This window comes from Streptomyces muensis, from assembly GCF_021474425.1.
Lineage (GTDB): Bacteria > Actinomycetota > Actinomycetes > Streptomycetales > Streptomycetaceae > Streptomyces > Streptomyces muensis.
Genome location: NZ_JAKEIP010000099.1, coordinates 18,381 through 30,222, shown reverse-complemented (window position 1 = coordinate 30,222; position 11,842 = coordinate 18,381). Strand labels below are relative to the sequence as shown.

10 protein-coding genes are annotated in these 11,842 nt (G+C 70.6%); 9 read left to right on the top strand and 1 reads right to left on the bottom strand.

The window, feature by feature from the left end:
• Window positions 1-167: 167 nt before the first annotated feature.
• From L0P92_RS22945 to L0P92_RS22910, 8 genes are all read left to right on the top strand, one after another.
• Window positions 168-1,259 carry a LacI family DNA-binding transcriptional regulator gene (locus L0P92_RS22945; protein ID WP_234764715.1) on the top strand — a complete coding sequence of 364 codons (1,092 nt, stop codon included), beginning with the start codon at window positions 168-170 and terminating at the stop codon, window positions 1,257-1,259.
• Window positions 1,260-1,656: 397 nt separating this feature from the next.
• A complete protein-coding gene (locus L0P92_RS22940; protein WP_234764713.1) occupies window positions 1,657-2,994 on the top strand; it encodes an ABC transporter substrate-binding protein in 1,338 nt (445 codons plus the stop codon).
• Window positions 2,995-3,004: 10 nt separating this feature from the next.
• On the top strand, window positions 3,005-3,889 hold the full coding sequence (locus tag L0P92_RS22935; RefSeq protein ID WP_234764712.1) for a carbohydrate ABC transporter permease: 885 nt from the start codon (window positions 3,005-3,007) through the stop codon (window positions 3,887-3,889).
• Window positions 3,889-4,827: a carbohydrate ABC transporter permease gene (locus L0P92_RS22930; protein ID WP_234764711.1), complete on the top strand. Its 939-nt coding sequence runs from the start codon at window positions 3,889-3,891 to the stop codon at window positions 4,825-4,827. Before L0P92_RS22935 ends, L0P92_RS22930 begins: the two co-directional genes overlap by 1 nt.
• Before the next feature lie 22 nt (window positions 4,828-4,849).
• Window positions 4,850-6,520, top strand: coding sequence for a glycoside hydrolase family 43 protein (locus tag L0P92_RS22925; protein ID WP_234764710.1), 1,671 nt, complete (start codon window positions 4,850-4,852; stop codon window positions 6,518-6,520).
• Between the two features lie 163 nt (window positions 6,521-6,683).
• Window positions 6,684-7,736 carry a LacI family DNA-binding transcriptional regulator gene (locus L0P92_RS22920; RefSeq protein ID WP_234764709.1) on the top strand — a complete coding sequence of 351 codons (1,053 nt, stop codon included), beginning with the start codon at window positions 6,684-6,686 and terminating at the stop codon, window positions 7,734-7,736.
• A 312-nt stretch (window positions 7,737-8,048) separates the two neighbouring features.
• A complete protein-coding gene (locus tag L0P92_RS22915; RefSeq protein WP_234764708.1) occupies window positions 8,049-8,513 on the top strand; it encodes an SRPBCC family protein in 465 nt (154 codons plus the stop codon).
• Between the two features lie 190 nt (window positions 8,514-8,703).
• Window positions 8,704-9,861, top strand: a complete 1,158-nt coding sequence (locus L0P92_RS22910; RefSeq protein WP_234764707.1) for a ferritin-like domain-containing protein — start codon at window positions 8,704-8,706, stop codon at window positions 9,859-9,861.
• A 65-nt stretch (window positions 9,862-9,926) separates the two neighbouring features.
• On the opposite strand, the gene L0P92_RS22905 is transcribed toward L0P92_RS22910, so the two are convergent.
• Window positions 9,927-10,577, bottom strand: a complete 651-nt coding sequence (locus L0P92_RS22905) for a ThuA domain-containing protein (RefSeq protein ID WP_234764706.1) — start codon at window positions 10,575-10,577, stop codon at window positions 9,927-9,929.
• A gap of 182 nt (window positions 10,578-10,759) precedes the next feature.
• Here L0P92_RS22905 and L0P92_RS22900 point away from each other — a divergent pair, with 182 nt between their 5' ends.
• Window positions 10,760-11,785, top strand: a complete 1,026-nt coding sequence (locus tag L0P92_RS22900; RefSeq protein WP_234764705.1) for a DUF5954 family protein — start codon at window positions 10,760-10,762, stop codon at window positions 11,783-11,785.
• The last annotated feature ends 57 nt before the right edge of the window (window positions 11,786-11,842 follow it).

Genomic DNA, 11,842 nt, shown 5'->3' with positions numbered 1-11,842 from the left:
GCCCCTGGGGATGGGACGGGTAGGGGCGGCGGGGGCGAGATCCAGCTGGACCTCGCAGCTGAGCGCCGATGTCCGCCAGACAGTCATGGGATACGGTTTCTGTATCGGTGGGGGCGCGTTTTCCGGCCGTATGCCGACGCAGTCGCAACGGTGAAGGAGCCGCAAGGGTGAGTCAGCGCAAGGTGGCCGGCGAAGCCGGCCGGGCCACCATCCGGGACGTGGCGGAACGCGCCGGCGTCTCCGTCGCCAGCGTGTCCCGCGTCCTGTCCGGCAACTACCCGGTCTCGGAGGACCTGCGCCGCCGGGTGATGAAGGTCGTCCGGGACCTGGACTACGTCACCAACGCCCACGCCCGCTCACTGGCCGGCGGCGGCACCCCCACCGTGGCGATCCTCATCAACAACATCACCGGCGCCGCGTTCGCCCATGTGGCGAAGGGCGTCGAGGGAGCCGCCACCCTGCGCGGCTGGCTCTCGCTGGTGGGGACCACGGGAGACGACCCCGAGCGGGAACTCGCCCTGGTCAACCTCATGCGACAGCAGGGCGTGGCGGCCGTGGTGCTGCTCGGCGGGGCGTACGACTACGACGAGTACCAGCTGCGCATGGCCCGGTTCGCCCGTTCCCTCGATGCCGCCGGGTCCCACCTGGTGCTGGTGGGCAGGCCGCCGTTGGAGGGCGACGTCCCGGCGACGACCGTCGACTACGACAACGAGGGCGGCGCCTACGCCATGGCCAGCCATCTGTTGTCCGCCGGTCACCGCAAGGTGCTCGTACTGCCGGGACACGCCGAACTCACCACCGCGCAGGGCCGGTTGAAGGGCGCCCGCCGGGCCTTCGAGGCCTACGGCGTGCCCTTCGAGCCGGGCATGGTGCGGCACGGCCCGTACGACTACGAGCACGGGTACGAGGCCGTCGAGGAGGCCTTGGCACAGGGCATGGCGTTCACGGCCGTGCTGGCCGGGACCGATGTCGTCGCCGCGGGCGCCATGCAGGCCCTGCGCGCGGCCGGGCTCCGGGTGCCGGACGACGTGTCGATCGTCGGCTACGACGACATCCCGCTCGCCTCGCAGCTCACGCCCCAACTCACCACCGTGCATGTGCCCTACGAGGAGATGGGGCGGGTGGCGCTGCGTGCCGTGGCCGACCGGCGCGAGGGGGGCGCCGCGCGCCGGAAGGCGGGCGACGGCGACCACCTGGTGCTCGGCACCCATGTCGTCGTACGCAACTCCGTACGGCCGCCTGCCACTCGGCGCGACTGAGCCGACAGGACGGCGGTCGGCGCACCGCCCAGCGCTCGTTTCGTAAGCGTTTTCTTACGCGTTTTCCAGCCCTCGGAGACGGTCTCCGAGAGCGCTCCCGACCCTCGACCCGGTGCCGCCGCAAGCCACTGACCTGCGGATAAGCCCACCCTCACCGACTCGCGCCGCCCCTCCCCCAGACATAACCGCACGGACAACCCGGCGTAACAAATTTCCGCCCACCTCTTGCTATGAGCCGAGCCCTCGGCCTACCGTCCCTGCAACCGCTTACTACAGCTTCCGCTTGGCCGACCCCCCGCAACCGCGAGCCGACGATTTCCGGCCGCCGTTCCTGGCCGGCGCCACCGAGCCGCCGCCGTTCCGCAAGAACGCTCTCATTCCGAAGGATCACGGTCAGATGAACTTCACCAGCCCCCGGAGAAGGTTCGCCTCCGCCGCCGTCGCGGGAATCGCACTGTCCGGTCTGCTCGCCGCCTGTGGTGGCTCCGACTCCCAGGACTCCGGGTCCGATTCCGCCGGTCCGGTCACCCTCGACTTCTGGGGCTGGGCCAACGGGCAGGAGGCGGTCGTGAAGGCGTTCAACGCCTCGCACAAGGACGTCCAGCTCAAGTACACGAAGGTCACCGACCAGCTGACCATGCAGAAGCAGCTGACGAACGCCGTGAAGGCGGGCAACGCGCCCTGTCTGCTGCAGAACACCGGCGAGTACGTGACCAGCTGGGTCTCGCAGGGTGCGCTGGCCGACATCACGCAGTACGTCGAGGGCGAGAAGGACAAGTTCAACGCCGGGTCGTGGGCGACCGGGCAGGTGCAGGGGAAGGTGTACGGGGTGCCGACCGCCTCGGCTCCCGCCTTCACCATCTACCGGACCGACCTGTTCGAGAAGTACGGGCTCAAGGCGCCCGCCACCTGGGACGACTTCATCGCCGCGGGCAAGGAGCTGAAGAAGCACGGCGTCAAGATCACCAACTACGCCGGTGAGGACCCGAGCACCCTGGAGGTGCTCGCGATGCAGGCCGGGGCGCACTGGTACAGCATCGACGGCAACGCCTGGAAGGTGAACTTCAAGGACGAGGGCACCCTCAAGGCCGCGAAGGTGATCCAGGAGATCATCGACAACGACCTGAACTCCAAGCTGTCGTTCGCCGACTACGCGGCCGTGCAGCGCAACTACGACGACGGCGGGACCGCCACCCGGCAGATCTCCACCTGGCAGATGTCCGGCATGGTGCAGAACTTCACCAAGTCCTTCGGTGACTGGGCGCTCTCCCCGTGGCCCACCTTCAAGGGCGAGGCCGCCAAGACGCCGGCCGGGACCAACCAGAGCGGCAATCTGACGCTGGTCAGCGAGCAGTGCAAGAGCAAGGAGCAGGCCGCTCAGGCGGCGCTGTGGATGTCCACGGACACGGGGGCCGTGAAGACCATGGCCAGCCCGGAGACGGGCAGTGGTGTGATGCCGGCGCTGGCCGACAGTGACGCGTACGTGAGCGAGGCGATCTCCGAGAAGCTGCTCGGGAAGAACTACGAGCCCGCGAAGAAGGTCGTCAGCGACAGCCTGGGGACCGTCACCAGTGACTGGACGTTCGGGCCGAACTGGACCGCGATGTTCACGGAGATGCAGGACGAGTGGGCCGCGGTCGTCAGCAAGAAGCAGAAGGTCACCGATCTGCTCGACCACATGCAGGAGTGGACGGTCAACGACCTGAAGCAGCGCGGCATCAGCGTCAAGGGCTGAGGCAGACTCGATGATTCGCTCCCAGCGCTGGAAGGGTGCCGCCTTCACGGTGCCCTTCCAGCTCGGCTTCCTCTTCCTGTATCTGGTCCCGATCGGCTACGCGGTCTACCAGTCGCTGTTCCTGCAGAAGCAGTCCGGGCTCGGGCTCGGTGGCTCGACCACGGAGTTCGTGGGGCTGGAGAACTACCAGCAGGGTCTGACCGACTCGGCGTTCATGACGTCCATCCTCCGGGTGGTGGTGTTCGCCTGTGTCCAGATCCCGTTCATGCTGCTCGTCAGCCTGGTCCTGGCGCTCTTCCTGGACGCGGTCACCTCGAAGGTCGCCGGGCGGTTCCGGATCCTGCTGCTCGTGCCGTACATGATCCCGGGCGTCGTCGCCGCCATCGTGTGGATCAACCTGTACAGCCCGGCGGTGGGGCCGCTGACCCCGCTCGGTGAACTGTTCGGGTTCGACTGGAACTTCTTCGCGCCCTCGATGGTGTGGCCGGCCATCGGCAACCTGCTGACCTGGCACGGCATCGGCTACAACATGGTGATCATCTACGCCGCGCTGCAGGGCGTGCCCCGTGAGCTGTTCGAGGCCGCGCGGCTCGACGGCGCCTCCGAGATGCGGATCGCGCTGAGCATCAAGATCCCGTTCGTACGGGGGGCGCTCGTCCTGACCGCGCTGCTGTCGATCATCCAGATGCTCCAGATCTTCAACGAGCCGGCGCTGTTCCGGAACGTGACCCCGGAGACGGTCAGTGACAGCTTCACCCCGATCATGATCATCTACAACCAGGCGTTCAACGCCGCCAACTACCACTACGCCGCGGCCCTGTCGGTGCTGCTCGCGCTGATCCTCGGCGTCGCGTCCTTCCTCTTCTACCGGCTGACCACGAGGGAGGCGGACTGATGGCACTGACGGAAAACCGCAAGGAGGACGGCACGGAGGCGGCCGCGGTGCCGCCGCGCGGACGGGCCGTTCGGCGGCTGACCCGCCCGGATCCGGCCGCGCGTTCCCGGGGCGGCCAGCGCTTCATCCTGCTCGGTCTGGTCCTGGCCAGCGCGTACAGCCTCTTCCCGGTGTACTGGCTGGTGATCGCCGCGACCAAGGACCGGGTGGGGCTGTACCAGAGCAACGGGCTGTGGTTCTCCGGCTGGCATCTGTGGGACAACCTCCAGCAGGTGTTCACCTACGAGGACGGCATCTTCCTGCGCTGGACCGCCAACTCGTTCCTGTACGCCGGTGTCGGCTCGCTCGGCGGCACGCTGATCGCGCTGGCGACCGGCTACGGACTGGCCCGCTTCGACTTCCCCGGTCGGGGTGTGGTGTTCGCGGCGGCGGTCGGGGGCCTGCTGATCCCGATCGCGCTGCTCACCCTGCCGCTGTACCTGCTGTTCTCGGCGATCGGGATGGTCGACACCCCGTGGGCGATGCTGATCCCCTGTCTGATCAATCCGTTCAGTGTGTATCTGGCGAAGGTGTACACCGAGGCGACCGTTCCGTTCGAGCTGCTGGAGGCGGCCCGTATCGACGGTGCCGGTGAGCTGCGGATCTTCTTCAGCATCGTGCTGCGGATGATGACGACGGGCGGTGCGACGGTCTTCCTGCTCGCCTTCGTCAACACCTGGAACGCGTTCTTCCTGCCGCTGACCGTGCTGCGCGGCGAGCAGAACTGGACGCTCAACCTGGGCCTCTACAACTGGTCCGGCAAGCGCCTGGAGTCCGGTATCGACGTGACCAGCCTGGTGCTGACGGGTGCGCTGCTGTCCATCATCCCGATGGCGATCATGATGGTCGCGATGCGGCGTTACTGGCGCAGCGGCGTGACGTTGGGTGCCCTCAAGTGACCGTCGCCCTGGGAGTGTTCGAGTGACCCTGCTGCACAATCCCGTCATCCGCGGGTTCGCCCCGGACCCTTCGCTGGTCCGGGTCGGCGACTGGTACTACGTGGCGACGAGTTCCTTCGAGTGGTTCCCGACGATCCCGATCCACCGCTCCCGGGACCTGGCGCGCTGGGAGTACGCGGGTCATGTGCGGGGCGCGGTCCCCGGCGACTCGCTGGCCGGAGTCCCCGACTCGGGTGGCATCTGGGCTCCCTCGCTGAGCTGGGACGGGGAGCGGTTCTGGGTGGTGTACTCGGTCGTGCGCTCGGTGGGCACGCCGTACTTCGACACCGACACGTATGTCAGTACGGCCACGGAGGTGGGCGGTGCCTGGACGCCGCCGCGGCGGGTCGCCAGCCATGGGTTCGACCCCGCGCTCTTCCATGACGAGGGGCGGCTGTGGCTGCTCAACCTGCAGAACGACCACCGTCCGGACGGCCGGCGGTTCTCCGGGATCGTCCTGACGGAGATCGATCCCGAGACGCTCGTCCCGGTCGGTGACACGCATCTGCTGATGCAGCATGAACGGCTCATCGAGGGGCCGAAGCTGGTCAAGCGGGACGGCTGGTTCCATCTCGTGCTCGCCGAGGGGGGCACGGGTGTGGAGCACGGGGTGCTGATGGCGAGGAGCCGTGCGGTCACGGGGCCGTACGAGCTCGACAGCCAGCCCTTGTTGACGACGCGCGACGACCCCTCGGTGCCGTTGCAGAAGGCCGGGCACGCGGAGCTGGTGGAGACGGCCGGGGGTGAGTGGGTGATGAGCCATCTCGTCGCGCGGCCGTTGCGGACGCCGGACGGTCCGCGCTGCCCGCTCGGCCGGGAGACCGCGATCCAGGCGGTGATCTGGGACAAGGACGGGTGGCCGCGGTTGCGGCAGGGTGGGTGGCATCCGGCGGTCGAAGTCGAGGTCGAGGTGGCGACGCGCGCCGTCAGGCCGGAGAGCGGGCCTGAGTCGGGGAGCGCCGGGCCCGAGTCGGATGCCGTCGCGCCCGAGTCGGATGCCGTCGCGCCCGAGTCGGATGCCGCCGAGCCCGGCGCGGATCTCGGCTGGCCCTGGAGCACCCTGCGTGGCCCGGCCGACCCGGGCTGGGCCGACTCCGCCGTCCGGCCCGGCTGGATCCGGCTGCGCGGCCGGCACGGTCCCGAGTCGCGGTGGGCGCACAGTCTGCTGGCTCAGCGGATCACCGAGCACCGGGCGGAGGCCGAGGTCACCGTGGAGGCGGGGCCCCGCACCTTCACACAGGCCGCCGGGCTGGTCCTGCGGTACAACGCGGAGGCATATCTGAGCCTCGACCTCACCTGGGCGGAGGCCGAGGGCGAGGGGCAGCGCGGACAGCAGTGGCGTGGTGGGGGTCGTACGGTGCTGAGTCTCGTGGAGCGGGAGGAGTTCGGGACCCGGCGGGTCGCGGTGGTGGACGTGGACGCGAGCGCGCCGTTGACGCTGGGGGTGACGGTCGAGGACGGCCTCGCCCAGTTCTGGTACGTACGCGAGGGTGCGCGCGCCCTGGTCGGGACGCCGCTCGACTTCACCAAGCTGTCCGACGACTACGGCTCCAAGCTGCGCTTCACCGGGGCGATGGCCGGTGTTCATGCCGTGGATCTCGTCGACGCCTCGTTCACGGCGGATTTCACGGGATTCCGCCTCACCTGCTGGTAGCCCGGGGGCTGTTCGAAGTTTCGAAAGTGGCGGACCTGGCAGACCTGCGATCTCCGGCCTCTTCCGGACTCATTGCGGCGAACCTAGGGTAGGAAGCGCTTACTGTTTCCGCGCTGGTCGAAACTTTTCATGGCCCTCGGGCGGGCCGGAGAGGTGGTTCCCGATGGTCCGTACGGGCGGAGCGAGCGTGACCGCCGGACCGACTCTGGCCGTCGTGGCCCGCGAGGCCGGGGTGTCCGTGCCGACCGCGTCCAAGGTGGTCAACGGCCGGGAGGACGTGGCCCCCGAGACCCGCCGCCGGGTCACCGAGGCCCTGGACCGGCTCGGCTATGTCCGCAGACCGCGCTTCGACGCGGCGAAGACACCCGGCCTCGTCGACCTGGTCGTGCACTCGCTGGACACCTCGTGGTCGGGTGCGGTGCTGCACGGTGTCGAGGCGGCGGCCCATGACGCGGGCCTCGAGGTGGTGGTCTCGGCCGGGCTGACCCGGACGCGGGGCGGGCGCCCGGAGCGCGGCTGGCTCGACAAGCTCACCGCACGCGGCTCGTCCGGGGTGCTGTTCAACCTGGCCGAGCTGACCGCGTCCCAGTACGCCTGGCTGGAGCAGCACCGCATCCCGTTCGTGATGATCGACCCGGTGCTGGAGCCGCCGTCGGGTGTGGTGTCGGTGGGCGCGGCGAACTGGCACGGCGGTGTGACGGCGACCGAGCATCTGCTGGCACTGGGCCATGAGCGGATCGCGGTCATCGCCGGTCACCAGCGCAAGATGTGCAGCGCGGCCCGGGTGGCCGGGTACCGCTCGGCGCTGGCGTCGGCCGGGGTGCGGCACCGTCCCGAGTACGTGCGGCACGCGAGCTTCGACGAGGGTGTGGCCCGGCGCCGGATGCTGGAACTCCTCGACCTGCCCGAACCGCCGACCGCCGTCTTCGTCTGCTCGGACCGGATGGCCCTCGGCGTCTACGAGGCGCTGGCGGAGCGGGGACTGGGCGTGCCGGACGACATGAGCGTCGTGGGCTTCGACGATCTGCCGGAGGCCCGCTGGATCGCCCCGGCCCTGACCACGGTCCGCCAGCCGCTGTCGGAGATGGCGGCGACGGCGCTGCGGCTGCTGGTGCGGATGATGGACGGGGAACGGCCGGAGAGCACCCGCACGGAGCTGTCGACGCGATTGGTGGAACGGGCGAGCACGGCCGCGCCCCGCGCACCGTCCCGCTGAGGCTTCACCTGGTCGGCCGAGCGGGCCACGGCTGCGGTACCGGGGGGCGCGTGGACGGTCAGGGCCTGGTCGGCGGACCGGGCCGTCCGTACCGCACGGCAGATCATCAGCGCAGGTGAGCGGGGTCTGGTGTGGGCGGCCGCGAGGCCGAGGCGGGAGTCGACGCGGGGCGTCGGGGAGCGACGCCGGCACGGCAGACGGGCGTGCCGGGCCCCGCGACGCCGGGCTGACCCGCCGGACAGGCCCTAGCGTCGAGGGGCCGGGAACGGCAGGTCGAGCAGCTCGGGAGTGTCCGGAAGGAGCGTGGTCGGAGTGGCCCGTAACCGCCGTCTGATCCTGAGCTCGCCGGCGCGGGTCTGGGGGCTGCTGTCCGAGGGCCATCGCTACGGGGAGTGGGTCTCGGGGACGCAGCAGGTTCTCGAAGCGGACCCGCACTGGCCCGACGTGGGCGCCCGTCTCCAGGTCCGGGTCGGGGTGGGCCCGCTGGCCCTCGACGACACCTGTGTCGTACGGATCTGCGAACCGCAGCGCCGGTTGGAGCTGGAGGCCAAGGCGGATCCCTTCGGCGCGGCCCGTATCGCGATGCGGCTGATCCCGTGGGGCGAGAACACCCTCGTCACTCTCGACTGGCATGCCCTGCGCGGCCCCGGCATCCGGATGCACGGGCTTCCCGTCGACTATCTCGTCCGGATCCGCAACGGCATGATGCTGACGAAACTCGCCCGCATCGCGGTGCGCGAGGCCGACGAAGGCGCCGTCACCGCCCACGCCCGCTGAGCGGTTCCGGCGTGCGGCGCCGGCCTTGATCGCGTTGGCCCGACAGGGTGGTTGATGCGCCGACCGGCCCGTCCGCCCTGGTGGCGGCGGTGATCGTTGCTAGCTTCGCGAGCTGTCCGAGGGTCCCGGGGGCATCGAGCCGCGGCGGGGCCATGGCCATCAGCTGAGGCGAGAGTCGAGAGGGACGGGTATGAGCGAAGAGCCGGACAGTGAGGCGGTTGCCCCGTTCAGGCGCAGGAGTTTCCTGGCGTCGGCCGCGCTGGCGAGCGGCGTGCCGGCCGCGGTCACGGTCGCCGGTCCCGCGCAGGCCGCCGCGCCGGCGGCGGGCGGTGCGCTCGCGGCGCCCGCCGCCGGGTCCGTGGCACGGCTGCTGGCGGTTCCGGCGGACAGCCGCGGGGTCAACTGGATCCGGTCGGCCCTTCAGGTGGCCGTGGGCCTCGAACTCGCCACCATCCCGCCGTACTTCTGCGGCCTGTGGTCCGTGAAGGACCGCCGCAGCGATGTGGCGCGGCTGATCCAGCGCATCGTCGGCGACGAGATGTACCACCTGGGCATCGCCTGCAACCTGCTGGTGGCCGTGGGCGGCAGACCGCAGATCAAGGCCGCCGCGCCGGTCTATCCCGGCCCGCTGCCCGGCGGTGTGCGGGCCGGGGTGACCGTCTATCTGTCGGGCCTGACCAAGGCCTACGTACGCGATGTGATGATGGCGATCGAGGCCCCCGAGGAGTCGCTCGTCCGCAGCGCGCAGGCCTCGCCCACCGTCGGTGAGTTCTACGCGGAGCTGCTGAGGGCGTTCCGGACGGTGCGGCCGGAACTGTCGACGCGGGGGCAGCTGTCGCAGTACGTCTTCTCCGACGACCTGTCACCGATCGAGAACCTCGACCATGTCGAGCAGGCCGTCGCGATCATCATGGAGCAGGGCGAGGGCACCACGAGCTCACCGTCGGCGTCCTTCGAGGACGACCACCCGGCGCACTACTACGCCTTCGGCGAGATCTACCACGGCCGGGAGCTGCGCCGCACCGACCACGGCTGGCAGTACGCCGGCGCGCCCGTGCCCTTCCCTGACGTTCGCCCCATGGCCCCGATCCCGGCCGGCGGCTGGCCCGCCCCGCCGGCGCCGGTGCGGCAGCTCCTGCACCACTTCGACGCCACCTACAGCACGGTCCTCGACACCCTCGACGTGGCCTGGGCGGGCGGCGGCCACCGCACGCTGGGCGCGGCCATCCACGCCATGCGCGGCCTGGAGCGGCCCGCCGTGGAACTGATGGAGACGCCGAACGCCTACGGCCCCGGCACCTACGGCCCCCAGTTCCGCGCCCTGCGCAAGCGGCTGCCGGCCTCGTGACCCGGCGACGGTGGCCGTGAACGGCCCTCCGGCCACCGTCGCTCCGCACGACGCTCATCGCCGTGTCACTGGAGCCGCTTCGCCGCCCAGTCGATCCCGCCGAGGAGATGAGCACGGAAGTCGGGGTCGTCGTAGGCCTCGGCGGCGTGGCCGAGGGCCGTGTAGAAGACCCGCCCGGCGCCCTGCTCACGGCACCACGCCAGCGGATGGTCCTCACCCATGCCGCCGCCGTCATAGGACGACTCGTCGGCGCTGACCAACACCCGTACCGCGCCCCGGGGGTTGCTGCGGAAGTCGTACCACTCGTCGACGAAGTCCCATACGGCGGGCAGGTGCCGGGTGGCCGGGTGCTCGCGGTCCTCGACCACCGCCTTGCCCGGCTGGTACTCGGGGTGCCGGTCGAACCGGGCGCCCAGCAGCTCGCCGTAGTACGGCCAGTCGTACTCGGTGCAGGCCGCCGCGTGCACCCCGACGAAGCCGCCGCCCGCCTCGACGTACGCGGCGAGCCGCTCGCGCCCGGTGGGGGTGAGCACCTCGCCGCTGGTGGAGAGGAAGACGACGGCGGCGTATCCGTCCAAGGACCGGTCGAGGGCCGTCGGGTCCTCGGTGTGGTCGACCTCGAAGTCGGCGAGGGTGCGTACGGCTTGGACTCCGGCCGGGATGGAGGCGTGCCGGTAGCCGGTGGTCCGGGTGTGGACGAGGAGTCGTGCGGGCATGCGGCCGAGCCTAGGTGACCTGGGCGGACGCGCCCACTGGTCCTGGTGGTCCGAAATTTTCGATCACCGGGAGGGGGCGGGCGTCGAGCGTGGTGCGGGCGGCGGCACTCGCAGGTCCAACAACCCGGTTTGTTGGGCCGGTTCAGTCCCGCGGGCGCACGGCACCCCGCGACAATGCGTGCATGAACCATGACTGGCAGCGACAGATCCACACGCTTCACGAGGAGCTGGTCCGGCGCGACGACCCCGCCGCCTGGGTGCGGGAGGCCGACGCGGTGGACGCCTCTGTGCTGTATCCCGGGTTCGCCCTGCGGGGGCCGGTGTTCGGGGTCGCCGTGCAGGACCCGGCGGCGGGGCCCGAGTGGCGGGTGCTGAAGCCGGTCGTGGACGGCATGCCGCAGATGTGCCGGGACGCGCTGAACACACATCTGTGGTTCCGCGCGAAGGACGACACCGACGATCCGGCCGTCCGGCGTGAACTGCTCGCCGCCGTGGACGTGTTGAGCCGGGAGTCGGTGAACGAGGTCGAGGTGTGCGGGGTGCGGTACCGGATCGTGCGCGGGGACGAGTTCACGCGCTGCGACGGCCAGGACCGGCTGGAGCCGCCCCGGCCCACCGACCCGGAGCCCGCCGAACGGACCTGGGACCCGCGCGCCGCCCACGTCCCCTCCCCCGACCTGGGCTTCGTCCTCGACCCGGATCCCACGCACGACGGGCCGATGGCGGGCGCCCTGCGGGCGGCGCTGCGGGACTTCTCGTACCAGGGCATGCGGTTTCCCGCCCTGGTGCGCCGTGACTCGGAGCGGGCGGCGCTCTCACATCCGGGGATCGTGCTGCTGCCCATCTGCTTCGGCGTGGTCGAACGCGAGCGCACCGGCTGGGAGCCGGCCCTCGCCCTCCAGTCCACCCCGCATGAGGCCCGGCGCGTGCTGTACGACGCGCTGGGCGAGATGTGGCCCATGCTGTACCGGTTCGACGACGACAGGAAGGCCGTGTACGCGAAGGCGGCCGAGGAGTTCCGGGCGCTCGAACGCGCCGACGAGGCCCGTGTGGAGGACCGGCTCTTCCGCATCTGCCGCACCGAGCGCCTGCTCCGCATGGGCCCCGACGGCCCGGAGACCCCGCGCCCCTCGGACATGGACGACTACGGCCCCATGAAGATCCATCCGACGCTGCTCGACGACGGCACGCTCGTCTACGACGAGTGACCCGGCGGCCACCGTCCGACGCACAGGTGTTCCATATCGTGCGCCGCTCTGCGTAGC